This window comes from Magnetospirillum sp. XM-1 (genome assembly GCF_001511835.1).
In the GTDB taxonomy this organism is placed as follows: domain Bacteria; phylum Pseudomonadota; class Alphaproteobacteria; order Rhodospirillales; family Magnetospirillaceae; genus Phaeospirillum.
In genome coordinates, this window is record NZ_LN997848.1 from 3,363,025 (window position 1) to 3,382,355 (window position 19,331).

17 protein-coding genes are annotated in these 19,331 nt (G+C 65.6%); 7 read left to right on the forward strand and 10 right to left on the reverse strand.

Annotated features, from left to right (window positions below; translation table 11 throughout):
* Positions 1-4: 4 nt before the first annotated feature.
* The 9 genes from XM1_RS15565 to mce form a co-directional block, all read right to left on the reverse strand.
* Positions 5-475, reverse strand: a complete 471-nt coding sequence (locus tag XM1_RS15565) for an LEA type 2 family protein (RefSeq protein WP_068435043.1) — start codon at positions 473-475, stop codon at positions 5-7.
* On the reverse strand, positions 475-3,939 hold the full coding sequence (gene dnaE, locus XM1_RS15570) for a DNA polymerase III subunit alpha (RefSeq protein ID WP_068435045.1): 3,465 nt from the start codon (positions 3,937-3,939) through the stop codon (positions 475-477). The genes XM1_RS15565 and dnaE overlap by 1 nt, the downstream gene beginning before the upstream one ends.
* A gap of 32 nt (positions 3,940-3,971) precedes the next feature.
* Positions 3,972-5,183: an HD-GYP domain-containing protein gene (locus tag XM1_RS15575; protein ID WP_068435047.1), complete on the reverse strand. Its 1,212-nt coding sequence runs from the start codon at positions 5,181-5,183 to the stop codon at positions 3,972-3,974.
* 136 nt (positions 5,184-5,319) lie between these two features.
* Positions 5,320-6,000, reverse strand: coding sequence for an ABC transporter ATP-binding protein (locus XM1_RS15580; RefSeq protein ID WP_068435049.1), 681 nt, complete (start codon positions 5,998-6,000; stop codon positions 5,320-5,322).
* The gene (locus XM1_RS15585) at positions 5,993-7,237 is read right to left on the reverse strand and encodes a lipoprotein-releasing ABC transporter permease subunit (protein ID WP_068435051.1); all 1,245 of its coding nucleotides are present in this window, start codon (positions 7,235-7,237) and stop codon (positions 5,993-5,995) included. The genes XM1_RS15580 and XM1_RS15585 overlap by 8 nt, the downstream gene beginning before the upstream one ends.
* Before the next feature lie 161 nt (positions 7,238-7,398).
* On the reverse strand, positions 7,399-8,259 hold the full coding sequence (locus XM1_RS15590) for a hypothetical protein (protein ID WP_068435053.1): 861 nt from the start codon (positions 8,257-8,259) through the stop codon (positions 7,399-7,401).
* Between the two features lie 313 nt (positions 8,260-8,572).
* Complete coding sequence (locus XM1_RS15595; RefSeq protein ID WP_156428758.1) at positions 8,573-9,376, reverse strand: hypothetical protein; 804 nt, start codon at positions 9,374-9,376, stop codon at positions 8,573-8,575.
* A 204-nt stretch (positions 9,377-9,580) separates the two neighbouring features.
* Positions 9,581-10,138: a DNA-3-methyladenine glycosylase I gene (locus tag XM1_RS15600; protein ID WP_068435056.1), complete on the reverse strand. Its 558-nt coding sequence runs from the start codon at positions 10,136-10,138 to the stop codon at positions 9,581-9,583.
* A gap of 66 nt (positions 10,139-10,204) precedes the next feature.
* A complete protein-coding gene (mce, locus tag XM1_RS15605) occupies positions 10,205-10,609 on the reverse strand; it encodes a methylmalonyl-CoA epimerase (protein WP_068435058.1) in 405 nt (134 codons plus the stop codon).
* Positions 10,610-10,791: 182 nt separating this feature from the next.
* Between mce and XM1_RS15610 the strand changes: the two genes are divergently transcribed.
* Positions 10,792-13,167 (forward strand): penicillin acylase family protein, encoded by a 2,376-nt coding sequence (locus tag XM1_RS15610; RefSeq protein WP_231920541.1) that lies wholly within the window; start codon positions 10,792-10,794, stop codon positions 13,165-13,167.
* Positions 13,168-13,171: 4 nt separating this feature from the next.
* Here XM1_RS15610 and XM1_RS15615 read toward each other — a convergent pair whose 3' ends face one another.
* Positions 13,172-13,675 (reverse strand): flavin reductase family protein, encoded by a 504-nt coding sequence (locus XM1_RS15615; RefSeq protein WP_068435062.1) that lies wholly within the window; start codon positions 13,673-13,675, stop codon positions 13,172-13,174.
* Positions 13,676-13,885: 210 nt separating this feature from the next.
* On the opposite strand from XM1_RS15615, the gene motA reads away from it, so the two are divergent.
* From motA to XM1_RS15645, 6 genes are all read left to right on the forward strand, one after another.
* Positions 13,886-14,746, forward strand: coding sequence for a flagellar motor stator protein MotA (motA, locus tag XM1_RS15620; RefSeq protein ID WP_068435064.1), 861 nt, complete (start codon positions 13,886-13,888; stop codon positions 14,744-14,746).
* A gap of 19 nt (positions 14,747-14,765) precedes the next feature.
* Positions 14,766-15,800 carry a flagellar motor protein MotB gene (locus XM1_RS15625; protein WP_068435066.1) on the forward strand — a complete coding sequence of 345 codons (1,035 nt, stop codon included), beginning with the start codon at positions 14,766-14,768 and terminating at the stop codon, positions 15,798-15,800.
* Between the two features lie 9 nt (positions 15,801-15,809).
* Entirely contained in the window at positions 15,810-16,331 is a 522-nt protein-coding gene (locus XM1_RS15630; protein WP_068437914.1) for an RDD family protein, read from the forward strand.
* A 104-nt stretch (positions 16,332-16,435) separates the two neighbouring features.
* Positions 16,436-17,164 (forward strand): arginyltransferase, encoded by a 729-nt coding sequence (locus XM1_RS15635; protein ID WP_068435068.1) that lies wholly within the window; start codon positions 16,436-16,438, stop codon positions 17,162-17,164.
* Positions 17,165-17,278: 114 nt separating this feature from the next.
* The gene (locus tag XM1_RS15640) at positions 17,279-17,842 is read left to right on the forward strand and encodes a TRAP transporter small permease subunit (protein WP_068435070.1); all 564 of its coding nucleotides are present in this window, start codon (positions 17,279-17,281) and stop codon (positions 17,840-17,842) included.
* Positions 17,839-19,299 (forward strand): TRAP transporter large permease subunit, encoded by a 1,461-nt coding sequence (locus tag XM1_RS15645; RefSeq protein WP_068435071.1) that lies wholly within the window; start codon positions 17,839-17,841, stop codon positions 19,297-19,299. Before XM1_RS15640 ends, XM1_RS15645 begins: the two co-directional genes overlap by 4 nt.
* Positions 19,300-19,331 lie beyond the last annotated feature (32 nt).

Consider the following 19,331-nt stretch of genomic DNA (forward strand, 5'->3'; position numbering starts at 1 on the left):
GGCGTCAATTCCTCTTGCCCGCGCCGCCCAGGGCGGAGGCGAAGTCGAAATCGCCCGACTGATCGAAGGCCGCCCGGCCGCCATGGGCCAGGAACAAGGAACCCGACAGCCGGTACTCCACGCCCTTGGCGTCGGGAACGCCCACCATCTGGCGCATCAGATCGGTGGTGGCGACATGGGCCACCCCCGCCACCTCGGTCTCGCCCAGGCGCGGCACGGTGACCGCCTTGTCGCTGGTGCCCTTGGCGAAGGTCTTGCCGTTGATGTCGATGGCGAAGCGCATGCCGTCAATGCTCATGGGCGCATTGTTGGGATTGCGCACCCGAAGGGTCACGGCCAGGCGCTGTTCCATCAGCGACACGTCCACCGGCACCATGGAGAGCAGCACCACTTCCGGAGGCTCGGCGAATTCCGAAGGCGTGCAGGCGGCAAGCCCCAGGAACACCACCAAAGCCGTCAGCCATTTGGACGCCATCAAATCTCCTCCACCTCGGTGATGCCGGCAATGCTGCGCAGCGTGCCCATGAATTTGGGCGAAAGCGTGATGGTGGATTTAAGGCCCAGTTCCACCTCGCGGTTGCCGGCCCGGGCCACGATGGCGACACGGTTGCGGCCCCGCGCCTCGCCGTTGATCAGCTCGGAAAGCTGCTTCAGGGCGCTGTCGTCAGAGATGATGACGCGGATGCCGGCGGCGGCCTTGGCGGCCTCTTGATCCAACGAGGCGATGCGCTGGCAGGTCATGCGCAGTTGATCCTCCTCCAGCTTGGCGTCCACGTCGATGAGCAACGGCCCGCCGGCGTCGAGCAAGTCCCGCGAGGTGGCGAGGATTTCCGAAAAGCACGTGACCTCGAACATGCCGGACGCGTCGGAGAACTGCAAAAAGGCGTAGCGCGAGCCCTTGGCCGAGACGCGCTCCTGCTTGGACAGAAGCGAGCCGGCCAGGCGCACCCTGCCCTTGCCGCCCGCCTGGAGGTGGCGGGGCAGCTCGGCGATCTTCAGCACGTTGAGGCGCTTCATGCTCTTGGAATAGGCGTCCAGCGGATGGGCGGACAGATAGAAGCCCACCGCCTCGAATTCCTGGTTGAGCTTCTCGTGCGGCGACCAGTCGGGGCCGTTCTCCAGCTTCAAGGTCGGCGCGTTGGAGCCGCCCAGCAGGCTCATCTGGCTGGAGTGGCGGTCCTCGGCGGCCTGGGCCGCGTAGCGGCACAGCGTGTCGGCGTTCTTGAACAGCCGCCCGCGATTCTTGTCGAGCGAATCGAAGACGCCGGCCTTGACCATGTTCTCCAGCTGGCGGCGGTTGAGCACCTTGGAATCCATGCGCGCCGCGAAGTCGCCGATATCCTTGAAGCGGCCGTCCCTCTCACGCTCGTCCACCAGGGACTGCATGGCCGCCTCGCCCACGTTCTTCAAGGCCGCCAGGGCGTAGCGCACCGCCGAGCCGCCGTCGGGCAGCACTTCCACCGAGAAGGTGGGCTGCGAGGCGTTGATGTCGGGGGGAAGCAGCTTGATGCCGAGACGGTCCAGCTCCTGCCTGAACGAATTGAGCTTGTCGGTGTTGCTCATTTCGTAGGTCATGGTCGCCGCCATGAACTCGGCCGGGTGGTTGGCCTTGAGCCAGGCCGTCTGGTAGGCGATCAGGGCGTAGGCCGCCGCGTGGCTCTTGTTGAAGCCGTATTCGGCGAACTTGGCCACCTTGTCGAAGATCATGGAGGCCTGGGCCCCGTCGACGCCCCTGGCGGTGGCGCCTTCGACGAAGGTCTTGCGCTGGGCCTCCATCTCCTCCTTGATCTTCTTGCCCATGGCACGGCGCAGCAGATCCGCGCCGCCGAGCGAATAGCCCGACAGCACCTGGGCGATCTGCATCACCTGCTCCTGGTAGACCATGATCCCGAAGGTCTCCTTCAGGATGGGCTCGAGGAGCGGATGCATGTAGTCCGGCTCTTCCTTGCCGTGCTTACAGGCGATGTAGCGCGGAATCTGGTCCATGGGACCGGGACGGTACAGCGCCACCACGGCGATCAGGTCTTCCAGGCGGTTGGGGCCCATCTTGCGCAGCACGTCGCGCATGCCCGAACTTTCCAGCTGGAACACGCCGGCCGCATCGCCCCGCGACAGCAATTCGTAGGATTTGGCGTCGTCCAATGGGATGGCCGACAGGTCGATATCGATTCCCTTGGTCTTCTTGACGTGCTTCACCGCCGTGACCATCACGGTCAGGGTCTTGAGGCCCAGGAAGTCGAACTTCACCAGACCGGCCGATTCCACCCATTTCATGTTGAACTGGGTGACCGGCATGTCGGAGCGCGGGTCTCGATAGAGCGGCACCAGCTCGTCGAGAGAGCGGTCGCCGATCACCACGCCGGCGGCATGGGTCGAGGCGTGGCGGTAAAGCCCCTCCAGCTTCATGGCCAGATCGATCAGGTGGGAGACGGTCTCGTCCCTGTCCTTCTGCTCCTTCAGCAGCGGCTCGCTCTCCAGCGCCTGTTCCAGCGTCATGGGATTGGCGGGATTGTTGGGCACCAGCTTGCAGATGCGGTCCACCTGGCCGTAGGGCATCTGCAGCACGCGGCCCACGTCGCGCAGCACCGCGCGGGCCTGCAGCTTTCCGAAGGTGATGATCTGCGCCACCTGGGCGTAGCCGTACTTGCCCTGGACGTAGCGGATGGTCTCTTCGCGGCGGTCCTGGCAGAAATCGATGTCGAAGTCCGGCATGGAGACCCGTTCGGGATTGAGGAAGCGCTCGAACAGCAGCCCCCAGCGCAGCGGGTCCAGGTCGGTGATGGTCAGCGCCCAGGCCACCGCCGAGCCGGCGCCCGATCCGCGGCCCGGCCCAACGGGAATGTCGTGGGCCTTGGACCACTGGATGAAGTCGGACACGATCAGGAAGTAGCCGGGAAAGCCCATCTGCTCGATGACGTTCAGCTCGAATTCGACGCGCTCGCGATAGGGCTTGGCGGCGTGCTCCTTCTCGTCGTCGGTCATGCCGGGCTGGAAGACGTGCTTGTCCAGCCGCAGATCGAGGCCTTCCAGGGTGACCTTGCGCAGCACCTCGGCCTCGGTCAGGCCGTCCATGCGGTAGGGAGGCAGGATCGGCTTGCGCTTGGAAACGCCGAAGGCACAGCGCTTGGCGATCACCAGGGTGTTGTCGCATGCCTCGGGCAGGTCGGCGAACAATTCGCGCATCTCTTCCGGCGATTTGAAGTAATGCTCGGGCGTCAGCCTGCGGCGCTCATCCTGGGAGATGTAGGCGCCCTCGGCGATGCAGATCAGGGCGTCGTGGGCCTCGTACATGCCCCGGTCGGCGAAGAACGGCTCGTTGGTGGCGACCAGGGGCAAATCGTGCTTGTAGGCCATGGCCACCAGGGCCGGCTCGATGCGGTCCTCCACCTCCAGGCCGTGGCGCTGCAGTTCCACGTAACAGCGCCCGGCGAAGGCGCGGGCCAGCCGGACCAGCACGATCTCGGCCTTTTCCGCCTGGCCGTCGGCCAGCAGGCGGCCCACCGGCCCGGCGGGACCGCCGGTCAGCACGATCAGCCCCTCGGAGCGGGTCTCGAGATCGTGCAGGGTAACCTGGGGCGTCTCGCCCGATTCGGTCTCCAGGAAGGCCTTGGACACCAGTTTCAAGAGGTTGAGGTAGCCGGGTTCGTTCTGGCACAGCAGCACCAGGGTGTCGGGCTCGGGCTTGCGTCCATCCTTGGACGGGCCACCATCCTCGCGACGGATGGCGATCTGGGCGCCGACCACGGGCTGGATGCCCGCATCCGAGCACGAGGTCGAGAATTCCAGGGCGCCGAACAGGTTGCCGGTATCGGCGATGCCGATGGCGGGCATGGCCATCTTCTCGCACAGCTTGATCAGCTGCTTGAGCTTGATGGCCCCTTCCGCCAGGGAATAGGCGGTGTGGACGCGCAGATGGACGAAGTCGGCATGGGCTGGCATGGCGGCGAGATTACCCTAGTCGGGCCGCCCCGTCACCCGCCTGTCGCCGCCGCCCAGCATTCGTCCAGATGCTCCTTGCAGACGGCCACCACTTGCGCGTCCAGCTTGCCTGCGAACACCATGCCGTCCATCAGGGCGGCGATCTCGTCGGGGATCAGCGGCGCGCGGTAGGGACGGTGCTGGGCCAGGGCCTGGAACACGTCGGCCACCGCCACGATGCGGGCCTCCGGGCACAGCTCGGCCTCCTTCAGATGGAAGGGATAACCGTTGCCTGACAGGCATTCGTGGTGGAACCCCGCCCAATCGGCGATGGCGCCGGGGCCGAAGGCGTGGGTGAGGATCACCCTGGTGTCGAAGGCGTGCCGGGCCATGCGCAGGCGGTCGGCGGCGTCCAGCGCCCCCTGGCGGTCCAGCAGTTCGTCGGGGATGCGCAGCTTGCCGATGTCGTGCAGATAGCCGGCGATCTCGAGCCCGCGGCGGGTCGCCTCGCCCAGGCCCATGGCCTGACCCAGCAGCACGGAAACCTTCGCCACCCCGCCGCTGTGACACTCGGTATAGGGGCTCTTGCGGTCGATGATGCCGCCCACCACCGCCGCAAGACGCAGCACGGCGCAGGAATCGAGCAGCTCGGGCGGCCCCAGGGCGGTCCGGCGGGCCAGGGCTTCCGACAGGACCGGCTCCTCCAGGGCGAACCAGAAGGCCTCGCAGCGGGCCAGACGGTCGAGCGCCGCCAGTCCTTGCGGCGCGAAATATCCGCCATGACCTTTAAGCGCCGCCACCAGATCGCGCCCGGGGGTGACCCCGCCCTGAAGCAGCGCGTCGGTGCGGTCGGCCAGGCAGATCAGGTTGGCGGCGAGCGCCACGCCCTCGGTAACGCCCCGGTTGCACAGATTGGTCCAGGCGGTGTGATGCTCGGCCACCATTGGGGCCAGCGCCGCCAGTTCGGGAATGGAAGCGAGATAGCCGGCGCCCCGCTGGCAATGCTCCACCGAATCCGCCCAGCGCAGCGCCCCCATCAGGTCGTGGTGCTCACCGGTGGTGGAGACGCCGCAATCGTGCAGCAGGGCGGCGCGGAGCAGCGAGCGGATCTCGCCGTTCTCCCATCCCAGTTCCTCGGCCACATGCGCCGCGATCAGCCCGACGCGGCGCGAATGCCCGGTCTTGTCCACCCCCACCAGATCGAAGGCGTCGGACAGGGCCAGAACCAGACGGTCGAGATCGAAAACGCTCGGAATCGCACCCATCGGCGCCCCCCCCTTCACCATCCGGGTGTAGTCTACTCCCCAGTGGCGACGGACTCCAGCCGCACCGGCGGTCTGCGGGCGGGACGCCCGCGCTCCAACACATTCACGGAGCGCCGGTATCTTGACCGCATCCCCCCTATTGCTCGACCAGCAGGCCCTCGCTCATCTTCACCACCCGGTCCATGCGGGCGGCCAGCTCGGGGTTGTGGGTGGCGATCAGGGCGGCGACGCCGGAGCCCTTGACCAGACGGATCAGTTCGTCGAACACGCCGTCGGCGGTGTGGGGATCAAGGTTGCCGGTGGGTTCGTCGGCCAGCAGGACACGGGGGGCGTTGGCCAGCGCCCGGCAGATGGCAACGCGCTGCTGCTCGCCGCCCGACAGCTGGCCGGGGCGGTGCTCGGCCCGTTCGGCCAGCTTCATGCGGCCCAGCAGTTCCATGGCCCGCGCGCGGGCCTGATCCTGGGGAACGCCGGCGATCATCTGGGGCAGGATGACGTTCTCGGCGGCCGAGAATTCCGGCAGCAGGTGGTGGTACTGGTAGACGAAGCCCAGGTGCAGGCGGCGCAGCCCCGTGCGTTCCTTCTCGCCCAGGGCGCCGGCCGGATTGCCGGCCAGATGGACCTCGCCGGAATCGGGACGCTCCAACAGGCCGGCGATGTGCAGCAGGGTCGACTTGCCCGCGCCCGAGGGGCCGACCAGGGCGACGATCTCGCCGGCTCGGATCTCCAGGTTGGCGCCCTTCAACACCTCCAACTCCTCCTTGCCCTGGTGGAAGACGCGGCGGATGTTCTCCAGCTTCAGACCGGGATCACTCATAGCGAAGGGCCTCCACCGGATCGAGCTTGGCGGCGCGCCACGCCGGGTAGATGGTGGCGGCGAACGACAGGCCCAGCGCCATCAGCACCACGGTGACCACTTCGCGCGTCTCGACCCGGGCGGGCAGCTGGGTCAGGAAGTAGATCTCGGCGGCGAACAGCTCGCGACCGATGATGGACTGGATGAACTGGCGGATGTTCTCGATGTTGGTGGCGAAGGCCACCCCCAGGATGGTGCCCGCCACCGTCCCCACCACGCCGACCGAGGCGCCGGCCAGGAAGAAGATGCGCAAGATCATGCCCCTGGTCGCCCCCATGGTGCGCAGGATGGCGATGTCGCGCCCCTTGTCCTTCACCAGCATGATCAGGCTGGAGATGATGTTGAAGGCCGCCACCAGGATGATCAGGGTGAGGATCAGGAACATGACGTTCCGTTCCACCTGGATGGCGTTGAAGAAGTTGGCGTTGGCCTGCTGCCAGTCGTAGATGTTGGCGGTGTTGCCGGTGATGTCCCAGATGGCCTTGCGGGTCTCGGGCACCATGTCGGGGTTCTCCAGGAACACCTCGATCTGGGTGACGGCGTCGGGCAGGCGGAAATAGGTCTGGGCGGCTTCCAGCGGCATGAAGACGAAGCCGGAATCGTATTCGAACATGCCCACGTCGAAGGTGCCGACCACTTTGTAGCCGCGCATGCGCGGCACGGTGCCGAACGCGGTGGCGTTGCCCTTGGGCGAGATCAGCGAGATGGGATCGCCGATGCGCACGCCCAACTTCTCGGCCAGGCGCTTGCCGATCACCACCGCGTCGTCGCCGGCGAAATCGGCGGGGTTGCCGCGATACTTCTTCTGGAAGATGGGCCGGGTCAGCAGGTCTTGCGCCCGCACGCCGCGCACGATGCCCCCCGTCCCCCCGCCGGCCGAGGTGATGAAGACCTGGCCCTCGGCAGTGGGGATCACCTTGGTGACGCCCGGCAGCTTACGGATGGTTTCGGCCAGGGGATCGAAGCCGGCCAGCGGCGCGCCGGCGCCGTAGACGCCGATATGGCCGTTGATGCCGAGGATGCGGCCCAGCAATTCGTGGCGGAAACCGTTCATCACCGCCATCACCACGATCAGGGTGGCGACGCCAAGGCCGATTCCGGCCAGCGAGAACCCGGCGATGACCGAGATGAAGCCTTCCTTGCGCCGGGCCCGCAGATAGCGGAACGCCACCATGCGCTCGAACGAGTTGAAGATCATGAAACCCCGCGGATCAATCCTGGACCGGGACAATAGGCAATGGCGGCCACCTTGGCAATTCATTGCCCTCAGTCTGCCTAAGCGCTCGCGGCATAAGCCGCGGCGCGCTTTGCGCTTGCCGTCTTGTCCCTGACCCGAACAGGTCAGGGACAAGACGGTGTTTAGCGCACGCCCCGCTTGGCGCAGGCCTCGGCCAGGGCGCGCTGGTCCTCGCTCATCAGCGGCTCGTCGTTGAAGGTGAAGATGTTGCGCGCGATGTCGTACTTCACCGTGCCGACCTTCATGGTGGTGGAATCCAGCCCCTTGGCGGAAAGGTCGGCCAGGGTGCCCTCGGTCGCCATGTTGGTGTCGGTGTATTTGTTCCTGAGCGTGGTGTCGTTGGATTGCAGCGTGGCGATGCTGGCGTTGTTGGCGGTGATGGCCGTATTCACCGAGGCGATCTTGGAATTGATGGAGGTAAGATTGCTGTTGTAGGTGCTGTCGATGGTCGCCTGGCGGGCCGCCCGCACCTTCAAGAGGCCGGGATCGGTGGCGCCCGCGCCCCCGGTAATGGCGACGATCGCCGCCGTATCCGTGTTGTACTGGGTGGTCAGCGCCGTCTTCTGGCTGTTCAGGGTGGAAAGCTGGCTGGAAAGCGTCGTGCCCTGGGCCTGGGCGGTGGCGATGGCACTGGTGTTCGACGCCACGGCCGAGGCGGCCGCCGCCTTGTTCTTGTTGGCCGTCTTCGCCTTGTTGTAAGTCAGCGGATTGATGGTGAGGGGGATTTCCAGCACCTCGGGCAGCACCTTCTTGGCGAATTCGGCCTGCTTGGGGTCGGCGTCGGCCGGCACCACCGGCCTGCCCCGCACGTCTACGCCGGGCTTGTAGGCCACGTCGGCGGAGGGGGTGTGGCTGACCAGCCGCGAACAATCGGGCTTGGAAATGGTGATGACCATCGGCCCAGACGACGTGGACGCCGATTGCGCCATGGCGACGGGGGTGGCAAGCGAGAGAATTGCGGGCAGTATCAGGAAACGGCGCATGGCCTGGCTCCGAACGGCGGGACGGCGACACCACCACGATGCGCGCCTCGAAGCCCGGCATCAACACTTTCGCACCTCGCGACATTTACGTAATGTTCACAAAGAAATGGGGTGACGGCGGTCAGATTATTGCGTACACTGGCTTCAAGCTCGGAGAACGGGCAAGACATCCGATAACGGTTGCGCCAAAGCGGCTTGAGTGTCGGGAGGAACGTGTCCCAGGTCCGCCGAAAGGCCGAGGCCAGGAACGTAGGATGCGGCAGGATCGCCAAGGCGGTCCTGCCGTTTCCGTTTTTGGGCCGCCTTTGCCGGATCAGACCGACAGACGCATCCGCAATTGCGCCAGTTCCGCCAGCAGCGGACCGAACACCGAATCCGGCGTCACCTGCCAGCGTGACAGGAAGTCGTTGCGCGCCCCCTCGTCCATGGCCTGGAGATCGCAGGACGCGAACAGGGCCTCGAAGATCTTCAGGAACTTGGCCGCGTCGAAATCGTCGGAGCACCGCTTGCCCGGCTTGGCCGCCACGAAGGCGCCGCCGCCCAGGGAGCGACTGCCCGGCGACGAGTTCATGACGATCAGCAGCCAGTCCATCCGCGCCTCGAACCGCCGGAAGGTCCGGGCGATGGACACCAGAATCCGCTCCCGGATCAGCAAGGCCTCGGAATGGCGGTAGAAGGCCTCCCAACGGGTGACGCCACCGTTTCCCGACGACACTTCGCCGGCGATGACGGCGCAGCGCTCCTGTATCTCGTCGAAGGCCTCCTCGCCCAGGATCATGCGCAGCGCCGCGAACAGCCGGCCGAGATGGGACCGGGTGATCCCCGAGGCGCGGTCGTCAAGCACATGGGCAAAGGTCTTGGTGACGATCCGGCCGATGTAATTGACGCGCTGGGAATCCACCTGGCGCAGAGCGAACAGATCCTGGCAGGTTCGTTCGGCGCCGGCGTAAAGGTCATCGAGCAAGTCGCCGGCCCCGCCGACCGCATTGCAGGTCCGCCGGATGGCGTCCACGGACACCTGACCGCCGACCGCCTGTTCCTCCAGCAAGCCGGCAAAAGCCCTGACGACGATTCCGGCCGTGCTGCGGCATCGCGCCCCTGGGTCGTTCTCAGACATCGTCTATCCCACCAGAAAAGCGCCTATCCCCGGTAGAACTATAAGCGATGCAAAGAAGCAACTCAATATCGAACAATGTTCATATTACCTTGGCAACCCGATCAGAAACAGATCTCGGCTCCAGACTCACACTGCACACAATCAATGAACACCGTTTATCTTCAATAACAATCGGGATACATTTCATTAACAATCTGTTTGCTTCTATTTTGAATAGAAATCAGCCCCCACCCTCACCCATGGAACTTCGAGCGCATTCAGGCGAAGCCGCACCGGGCAATCCTCTCGATGGGAATTCGGCAGATAGCCGATGCTCATCAGGAATTCACCCACCACCTCTGCGCCCATGAAGACGAAATTCGCCTTGAACAGCTTGACCCAGCCATCCTTGATCAACGGATGGTGGCGTTCGATCCAGGCGGCGAAGCTGCCTTCGCGCGCCCGCAGGGCCTGGAGGCGCCGCGCGTTCTCGATGATGGCCTCGAGCTTGCGGCGGTTGCGGATGATGCCGGGATCGGCCAGCAGGCGCTCCATTTCGGCCTCGCCGTAGGCCGCCACCTTGTCCACGTCGAAGCCGTCGAAGGCGGCGACCATGGCCGGACGCTTCTTCAGAACGATCAGCCAGGACAGGCCCGCCTGGAAGATTTCCAGGCACAGGCGTTCGAACAGCGCCCGCTCGTCGGTGAGCGGGAAGCCGTATTCCTGATCATGATAGGGACCGTGGACCGGATGGCCCGGCGCGACGTCGCAATACCAAGACATTCGTTTCTCCTCGGCCACGCGGCCGCCCCGCCAACCCCGCGTGGCCGAGGAGGGTTGGAGCCTGGATCAGGCCTGTTCCAGCTCGACCAGGGTGCCGTTGAAATCCTTGGGGTGCAGGAACAGAACCGGCTTGTCGTGGGCGCCGATCTTGGGCTCGCCATCGCCCAGCACGCGGGCGCCGGTGGCCCTCAGCTTGTCGCGGGCCGCCAGGATGTCCTCGACCTCGTAGCAGATGTGGTGGATGCCGCCCGAGGGGTTCTTGTCGAGGAAGCCGGCGATGGGCGACTTCTCCCCCAGGGGATGGAGCAGTTCCACCTTGGTGTTGGGCAGTTCCACGAAGACCACCGTCACGCCGTGGGCCGGCTGCGGCACCGGGGCGGACACCTTGGCGCCCAGCGTGTCGCGGTAGAGCGCGGTGGCGGCGGCCAGATCGGGCACGGCGATGGCGACATGGTTCAACTTACCGATCATCGGAATCCTCGTCCTTGATGAAGAATGCGTGTCAGCCACCTATAGCACGCTCCGCCGCGCCCTCCAAAGGCGATGCGGCCTTTGACTTGCCGCCCGCAGCGGGTTACGAAGAGGCAAGAGCGTTCGAAACGGAAAAGCGGGGGCGAAGCGCCTTGCCGGAACACGCCGCGAAGACCAAGCCCGTGGCCGGAAACAAATCCGGCGACCAGGACTATGCGCATATCGGCGACGTCATGTCCGGCTGGTCCAAACTGGTCAACGGCATCGCCCTGGTCCTGATCCTCGGCGTGTCGGCCCTGTTCGTGGTGGTGATGGGCTCGCTGCCGCGCATCGACGGACGCCACCCGGTCAACGGCATCCAGCTGAAGACCACCATCACCCGCGATAGCGTCGGCATCCCCAAGATCGTCGCCGAAACGCGCCACGACGCCTATTTCGCCATGGGCTGGGTGCATGCCCAGGACCGCATGTGGCAGTTGGAGGCGCAGCGGCGCCTGGGCGCCGGCCGCCTGGCCGAGGTGGTGGGCGAGGCCGGGTTGGCCAGCGACCGCTACATGCGCACGCTGGGCCTCTACCAGGCCGCCGAGCGCTCCCTGGGGGCGCTGTCCGAGCCCACCCGCTCGGCGCTGCAATCCTATGCCGACGGCATCAACGCCTGGATGGGCCACAACATCCATCGCCTGCCCCCCGAATTCACCATCCTCGGCTTCCGGCCGGAACCGTGGACCCCTGCCGATTCCATGGTCTGGCAGAAGATCATGGCCATGACGCTGACCGGCAACTGGCATGACGACATCCTGCGCGCCCAGCTGGCGCGGACCATGGAGCCTAAGCGCCTGGCCGAGCTGTTCCCCGCCTATCCCGCCGACGCGCCGGTGACCCTGTCGGCCGAGGGCGGCAAGGCGCTGCTCGACGCCTTCCCCGAAACCATGCGCCCCACCCCGGCCTCCAATGTCTGGGTGGTGGGCGGTTCGCGCACCCGGTCGGGCAAGCCGCTGCTGGCCGGCGACCCCCATCTGGCCTTCCGCGCCCCCATCCTGTGGTATCTGGCCGAACTGGAGGCCCCCGACCTCAAGCTGGCCGGCGCCACGGTGCCGGGCCTGCCCTTCCATCTGATCGGCCATAACGGCCGCATCGCCTGGAGCTTCACCGCCACCCAGGCCGACACCGTCGACCTGTTCGTCGAGAAGCTGGCCGGCGAGACCCACTACCGTGCCCCCGAAGGCAACCGCCCCTTCCTCACCCGCACCGAGACCATCAAGGTCAAGGGTATGGCGGACGTGGTGATGAATGTGCGCGAGACCCGCCACGGCCCGGTGGTGTCCGACCTGCTGGGCCAGGGCGTCGCCGGCAAGGACGAGGTGCTCGCCCTGGCCGCCACCGCGCTCAGCCACGGCGACACCAGCGTCCAGGCGCTCCACCTGCTCAATCAGGCCGGCGACTGGGCCGCCTTCAACAAGGCCGTCCGGGACGTGCAGGCGCCAGTGCTGAACATCGCCTATGCCGACACCACCGGCAATATCGGCTTCTTCACCGCCGGACGCATTCCCATCCGCAAGTCGGGCAACGGCACCGTGCCGGCGCGGGGCTGGACCAACGAGGGCGACTGGACCGGCTGGGTGCCGGTGGCCAAGCTGCCCCAGAGCTTCAACCCCAAGTCCGGCGTGCTGGTCAACGCCAACAACAAGGTGGTGGGCGACAAGTACCCCTACCTGATTTCCGCCACCTGGTCCGAGGGCTACCGCGCCTCGCGCATCCGCGACCTGCTGGGCGAGCGCCGCGGCCTGGGCATAGAGGACATGATGGCCATCCAGGCCGATTCCGTGTCGCTGCAGGCCGTCGAGCTCAAGGAATTGCTGACCGGAATCGAGTTCAAGGCCCTGCGTTCCCGCGACGTCGCCCACCGGCTGGCCGAGTGGGACGGCAAGGCCGACCGCGACAGGTCCGAGCCGCTGATCTTCGCCGCCTGGATCAACCGCCTGAACCGCGCCATCCTGGCCGACGAGTTGAAGGACTCGTTTGCGGCCTTCGAACGGGTTCGCCCCCAGGTACTGATGGATATCCTGACCCGGCGGCGCCACTGGTGCGACGACGTCAACACCCCCGAGGCGGAAAGCTGCGACGAGCTGATCGAACGCAGCCTGGACCAGGCGCTCGCCGACCTGGAAGCCACCTGGGGCAAGGACATGAAGACCTGGCGCTGGGGCGCGGCCCACCCCGCCCGCTTCGAGCATCCCTTCCTGGGCAAGGTTCCCCTGCTGGGCGGCATGGCCGACCTGTCCGTCCCCGCCGACGGCGACGATTTCACCGTGTCGCGCGCCGCCTACCGCGTCGAGCCGGGCGCCACCCGCTTTCCCCAGATCCACGGCGCCGGCCTGCGGGCGGTGTTCGACCTTTCCGACCTTGCCGACAGCCGCTTCGTCATCGCCACCGGCCAGTCGGGCAACCCGCTGTCGCGCCACTACGCCGACATGCTGCCGGCATGGAGCGTCAACCGCCTCTACCGCCTGGGACTGGACAGCAAGCGTTCGGTGCTGGTGCTGGAACGGGGACGGTAGGGCCTTACACCACGTCGGTGAGCGAGGACGCGGCCGGATCCATGTAGCTGCCGCGGAAGTAGACCAGCGGGTTGCCCCCTTCCTGGTGCTTCAGCTTCTCGACCTTGCCGATGAAGATCTGATGGTCGCCACCGTCGACGACGTTGACCAGCGAGCATTCCAGGCTGGCCAGGCACCCCGACAGAATGGGCACGCCGCTGTTCCAGGTGGTGGTGGGCACGCCCTGCCACTTGTCCTCGGAACGGCTGGCGAAGCGGATGGACAGGTCGCGCTGGCGCTCGGACAGGATGTTGATGGCGAAGTGGCCGAAGCCCTTGAACGCCTCGATGCTGGAGGTGGAATTGCCCAGGCAGAACAGCACCAGCGGCGGGTCCAGCGACAGGGACGAGAACGCGCTGACCGTGACCCCCACCGGCTCCCGAGATTGGGGGGTCAGGGTGGTGACCACCGTGACGCCGGAGGCGAAGCAGCCCAAAGTCTTGCGAAAGGAACGGGGGTCAAGGGACATGAACGGCTCGGTATCACTGGGGGCGGGATTCGAATTTAAAAGCCTTCCACCGCCCAGGTCAAATGCGCCATTACCCTTCTCGCGGAAAAAGAGACGCTTTTGATCACGAGAAGGCAGTTGACTCAAGACATGGAGGAGGAATTATAGCATTCTCCGTGGTAAGGAGATGATCTGCCCATCCCCCCTCGGGATGGCGTCCAGGGGAAGTGAATGTTCGCAATCATCGGCATCGTCGTGACATTCGTCAGCGTCATCGGCGGTTATGCTGCACCCGGCGGCCATCTGGGCGTTCTGTTCCAGCCCTTCGAATGGCTGATCATCATCGGCGCGGCGGTCGGCTCGCTGCTGCTCGGCAACCCCAAATCCACCATCGTCGGCATCGGCAAGAATATCGGCCTGGTGTTCAAGGGCGCCCATCACGGCAAGGACGATTACATCGAATTGCTGTCGGTTCTGTACGCGGTGTTCAAGCTGGCCAAGACCAAGGGCGACCTGGCGCTGGAAAGCCACGTGGAAAAGCCCGATGAAAGCCCGCTGTTCGGCAAGTTCCCCAAGTTCAGCTCCGACCACCACACGCGGACGTTCTTCTGCGACTACCTGCGTCTGCTGACTCTCGGCACCAGCAACGCCCACGAGTTGGAATCCATCATCGACGGCGAGCTGGAAGCCCACCACAAGCACTATCACGAGATCGCCCACGCGGTGAACCTGATGGGCGACGCCATGCCGGCTCTGGGCATCGTGGCGGCGGTGCTGGGCGTCATTCACACCATGGGCTCCATCACCGAGCCGCCGGAAGTGCTGGGCCATCTGATCGGCGCGGCGCTGGTGGGCACCTTCTCGGGCGTGCTGATCTCCTACGCCTTCATCGCGCCCATCGCCCGCAACATGCAGATGTGCTTCGATTCCGACCATTATTATTTCCTGGCCATCAAGGCCGGGCTGCTGGGACACATGCAGGGCTACGCGCCGCAGGTGTCCATCGAATTCGCCCGCAAGATCCTGCCCGACGAGCTGCGCCCGACCTTCCAGGAACTGGAAGAGACCGTCACCAACCTGCCGCCCGACTGATCCATAGGAGCAGCTGGACATGGCGGAAGGCGGTCAGCAGATCATCATCAAACGGGTCAAGAAGGTGGCCGGCGGCGCCCATGGCGGCGCCTGGAAGGTGGCCTATGCCGACTTCGTGACCGCCATGATGGCCTTCTTCCTGCTGCTGTGGCTGCTCAACGCCGTCACCGAGGAGCAGCTGACCGGCGTGTCCAACTATTTCGCCCCCACCATGGCGTCGAAGAGCGCGTCCGGCGCCGGCGGCCTGCTGGGCGGCAAGGTGATCGGCGAAGGCGCCCAGGTCTCCAACACCTCCTCGCCCACCCTGGTGCAGCATCTGCCCCCCGCCTCCATCGGCCCGGGCGGCGAGGACCTGACCGGGTCCAAGGAATTCGAGCCCGAGAATCCCGGCGAAAGCAATCAGGGGCCCGGCCAGGGCGCCGGACAGGGCGAAGGACAGGGGGCGGGCCAGGGCAAGGACCGCGCCGGCATGTCCGAGCAGGAATTCAAGGAAGCCCAGGCCCAGCGCGAGCAGCAGAAGTTCGACAAGGCCAAGGAAGTGCTGGAAGGCGCCATGAAGGGCATTCCCGAGATGAAGCAGTTCCAGGGCTCCATGCTGGTGGACAACACGCCCGAGGGCCTGCGCATCCAGATCACCGATCAGGAAGGCCTGGCCATGTTCCCGTCGGGCTCGAGCGCGCCTTACGGCCACACCCGGGCCATGCTCGACCTGGTGTCGCGCGTGGTGCGCCAGTTGCCCGACAACCGCATCGCCATTTCCGGCCACACCGATTCCGTTCCGTTCCGCGATCCCTCCGGCTACACCAATTGGGAATTGTCCGCCGACCGTGCCCTGGCGGCCCGGCGCGCCCTGATCAATTCCGGCGTGCCGGAAAGCCGCATCGACCGCATCGTCGGCCGCGCCGATCAGGAGCCGCTGGAAAAGAACGATCCCAAGGGACTGCGCAACCGCCGCATCAGTATCATCTTGCTGCGCGAGAACGACCTGGGGCCGGTGGATTCCCAGTCGCTGTCGGTTCCCATGAAGGGCGCCGCGCCGCCGGCCCGACGCTAGGTGGCCGCCATGGCCAACCCGCCCACTCCATTCTCGCGCATCATCGACCACGCCCCGGAATGGAACGACCCCTGGGGCCAGCCCCGCTACTACATGGGCATCACCATCCGGCGCATCTACGCCTATTGCATCGATCTGGTGGTGGTCGCCCTGCTGATCGGCATGATGTGGATGGCCGCCATCATCCTGGGCGCGCTGACGCTGGGCCTGTTGTGGCCGGTGATGATGCTGGCCATGGCGCTGACGCCCATCGCCTACCATACCCTGACCATCGGCGGAAAGCGGGCGGCCACGCTGGGCATGCGGGCGGCCAACATCCGGGTGATGTCGGTGGGCGCCAACGCCTTTGACGACAATGGGCGCCCCAGCCTGTTGCAGGCCGCCATCCAGACGGCGTGCTTCTACGGCTCGGTGGCGGTGACCGGCTCGCTGATTCTGCTGGTCGCCCTGTTCAATCCCCGGCGCCGGACCGTACACGACATGCTGGCCGGCACCGTGGTGGTCAACGATCCCGCCCAATGGGGCGGCTGAATCGGGGGGGCTGGTGACGGCGGTCGCCGCCTCCTATATGTGAGATGCCAATTTATGCAGGAAGCTGGGCGGTTCGCCCGGAAAGTGACGGATAGCGGATTTCCATGGATCATTTTCCTCTCAAGCGGCCACACTTCTTCTTCACCACGGCGCCCCTGCCCTGTCCGTACGTGTCCGGCCGCCTCGAGCGCAAGATCGTCACCGAGTTGAACGGCAGCGACGCCGACACCCTGCACGAGGCGCTGTCGCGCGCCGGCTTCCGCCGCAGCCATTCCATCGCCTACACCCCGGCCTGCCCCGGCTGCAGCGCCTGCGTCCCTGTGCGCATCGTGGCCAATGGCTTCAGCCCCGACCGCACCATGCGCAAGGTGGTCCGCGCCAATGGCGGGCTGGTGGCGCGCATCGTTCCGGCCCGCGCCACCGCCGACCAGTTCCGCCTGTTCGCCCGCTACCAGGAATCCCGGCATTCGGGCGGCGACATGGCGCTGATGGGCTTTTACGACTACCGCTCCATGGTCGAGGACAGCCCCATCGACACCTTCATCGTCGAATTCCGCGATTCCGAGGGCAATCTGGCGGCCGCCTGCCTGGCCGACCGCATGAGCGACGGCCTGTCGGCGGTCTATTCCTTCTTCGATCCCGATCTCGCGGCCCGCAGCCTGGGCACCTACATGGTGCTGTGGCTGGTGGAGGAAGCGCGCCGCCTCGGTCTGCCCTACGTCTATCTCGGCTACTGGATCGCCGAAAGCCGCAAGATGTCCTACAAGACCCGCTACCAGCCGCTGGAGGCCTTCGGCCCCGACGGATGGAAGCTGCTGGACGTGGAAGACTGAGTTCGGAAGTCCACAATTGGCCCCTTCCTGCAGGCATGCCATCATTTTAGGGGGAATCGGCGCGATAAGCCGGGCTTCCGGAAGAAACGACAGGAATATCGGGAGGATTCCGCGTTGAAACCACTATTGGCACTCAGCTCGTTCATTGACGGAATCAATGAGCGGGTCGGGCGGAGCGTCTACTGGCTGATCCTCGTCATGGTGATCGTCAGTTCCGGCAACGCCACCTACCGCTACATCTTCTCCAACAGCTCCAATGCCTGGCTCGAGGTCCAGTGGTACCTGTTCGCCACGGTGTTCCTACTGTGCTCCGGCTACACCCTGTTGAAGAACGAGCATATCCGCATCGACGTCATCTGCGGCCGCCTGCCGCGCCGGACCCAGATCTGGATCGACATTCTGGGAACCCTGTTCTTCCTGTTCCCCATGGTCTTGCTGATCCTGGTCCTGTCCTGGCCCATGTTCATGAAGTCCTTCACCATGATGGAGATGTCGTCCGATGCCGGCGGCCTGATCCGCTGGCCGGTGAAGCTGATGATTCCCCTGGGTTTCTCGCTGCTGATGCTGCAAGGCGTGTCGGAGCTGATCAAGAAGATCGGCATCCTGACCGGTGATGTCGCCGACCCCGGCGACCACGGCCACCACCACCACACCTCGGCGGACGGAGAAGCGGTATGACCCAATTCCTGATCGCCAACATGGCGCCGCTGATGTTCGCGGCGCTGGTGTTCTTCCTGCTGATCGGCTACCCGGTGGCCTTCGCCCTGGCGGCCAACGGCATCGTCTTCGGGCTGCTCGGCGTCGAACTGGGGCTGCTGCATGTCAGCCTGTTCCAGGCCCTGCCCGAGCGCGTGTTCGGCATCATGCGCAACGACACCCTGCTGGCCATTCCGTTCTTCACCTTCATGGGTCTGATCCTCGAACGATCAGGCATGGCCGAGGACCTGCTGGACACCATCGGCCAGCTGTTCGGCCCCATCCGCGGCGGCCTGGCCTATGCGGTAGTCTTCGTCGGCGCCCTGCTGGCGGCGACCACCGGCGTGGTGGCGGCGTCGGTGATTTCCATGGGCCTGATCTCGCTGCCCATCATGCTGCGCTACGGCTATGACCGCCGGGTGGCGTCCGGCGTCATCGCCGCCTCGGGCACATTGGCCCAGATCATCCCGCCATCCCTGGTCCTCATCATCATGGCCGACCAGTTGGGCCGTTCGGTGGGCGACATGTACCAGGGCGCCTTCCTCCCCGGCTTCGTGCTGACCGGCCTTTATGCCGGCTTCATCTTCCTGGTCACCATGATCAAGCCGGACTTCGCCCCGGCCCTGCCGCCCGAGGCCCGCTCCTTACGCGGCATGGCCCTGCTGGTGCGCACCGTGACCTGCCTGGTGCCCCCGCTGATCCTGATCTTCCTGGTGCTGGGCACCATCTTCATCGGCGTCGCCACTCCCACGGAAGGCGGCGCCATGGGCGCGGCCGGCGCCATGATCCTGGCGCTGATGAAGCGCAAGCTGGACTGGGCCCTGATGCGCCAGGCCATGGACACCACCGCCAAGCTGTCGTGCTTCGTGGTGTTCATCCTGGTGGGCTCCACCGTGTTCGGCCTGGTGTTCCGCGGCGTCAACGGCGATTTGTGGGTCGAGCACCTGCTGACCGGCCTGCCGGGCGGCAAGCTGGGATTCCTGATCGTCGTCAACGTCTTGATGTTCGTGCTGGCCTTCTTCCTCGATTTCTTCGAGTTGGCCTTCATCCTGGTTCCCCTGCTGGGACCGGTGGCCGAAAAGCTGGGCATCGACCTGATCTGGTTCGGCGTGCTGCTGGGCGTCAACATGCAGACCTCGTTCATGCACCCGCCCTTCGGCTTCGCGCTGTTCTACCTGCGCAGCGTGGCGCCCAAGACCGATTACGTGGACAAGATCACCGGCAAGCTGACGCCCAAGATCACCACCGGCCAGATCTACTGGGGCGCCGTTCCGTTCGTGATCATCCAGATCATCATGGTCGGCCTGGTCATCGCCTTTCCCGACCTGGTCACCGGCGGCATCGACAAGGCCGCCGACATCGACACCTCGAAAATCCAGATCGAGGTGCCGCAGGGCGAGTTCGGCGGCGGCATGTATGGCGGCCCCGACAGCAAGTAACGGAGCAACGAAAAAGCCCCGCACCTTCCGGT

Bases quoted from the DNA above. Each gene is read 5' to 3' on its own strand.
- XM1_RS15565 (WP_068435043.1), bottom strand. From the start codon at position 475: ATGGCGTCCAAATGGCTGACGGCTTTGGTGGTGTTCCTGGGGCTTGCC.
- dnaE (WP_068435045.1), bottom strand. From the start codon at position 3,939: ATGCCAGCCCATGCCGACTTCGTCCATCTGCGCGTCCACACCGCCTAT.
- XM1_RS15575 (WP_068435047.1), bottom strand. From the start codon at position 5,183: ATGGGTGCGATTCCGAGCGTTTTCGATCTCGACCGTCTGGTTCTGGCC.
- XM1_RS15580 (WP_068435049.1), bottom strand. From the start codon at position 6,000: ATGAGTGATCCCGGTCTGAAGCTGGAGAACATCCGCCGCGTCTTCCAC.
- XM1_RS15585 (WP_068435051.1), bottom strand. From the start codon at position 7,237: ATGATCTTCAACTCGTTCGAGCGCATGGTGGCGTTCCGCTATCTGCGG.
- XM1_RS15590 (WP_068435053.1), bottom strand. From the start codon at position 8,259: ATGCGCCGTTTCCTGATACTGCCCGCAATTCTCTCGCTTGCCACCCCC.
- XM1_RS15595 (WP_156428758.1), bottom strand. From the start codon at position 9,376: ATGTCTGAGAACGACCCAGGGGCGCGATGCCGCAGCACGGCCGGAATC.
- XM1_RS15600 (WP_068435056.1), bottom strand. From the start codon at position 10,138: ATGTCTTGGTATTGCGACGTCGCGCCGGGCCATCCGGTCCACGGTCCC.
- mce (WP_068435058.1), bottom strand. From the start codon at position 10,609: ATGATCGGTAAGTTGAACCATGTCGCCATCGCCGTGCCCGATCTGGCC.
- XM1_RS15615 (WP_068435062.1), bottom strand. From the start codon at position 13,675: ATGTCCCTTGACCCCCGTTCCTTTCGCAAGACTTTGGGCTGCTTCGCC.
- motA (WP_068435064.1), top strand. From the start codon at position 13,886: ATGTTCGCAATCATCGGCATCGTCGTGACATTCGTCAGCGTCATCGGC.
- XM1_RS15625 (WP_068435066.1), top strand. From the start codon at position 14,766: ATGGCGGAAGGCGGTCAGCAGATCATCATCAAACGGGTCAAGAAGGTG.
- XM1_RS15630 (WP_068437914.1), top strand. From the start codon at position 15,810: ATGGCCAACCCGCCCACTCCATTCTCGCGCATCATCGACCACGCCCCG.
- XM1_RS15635 (WP_068435068.1), top strand. From the start codon at position 16,436: ATGGATCATTTTCCTCTCAAGCGGCCACACTTCTTCTTCACCACGGCG.
- XM1_RS15645 (WP_068435071.1), top strand. From the start codon at position 17,839: ATGACCCAATTCCTGATCGCCAACATGGCGCCGCTGATGTTCGCGGCG.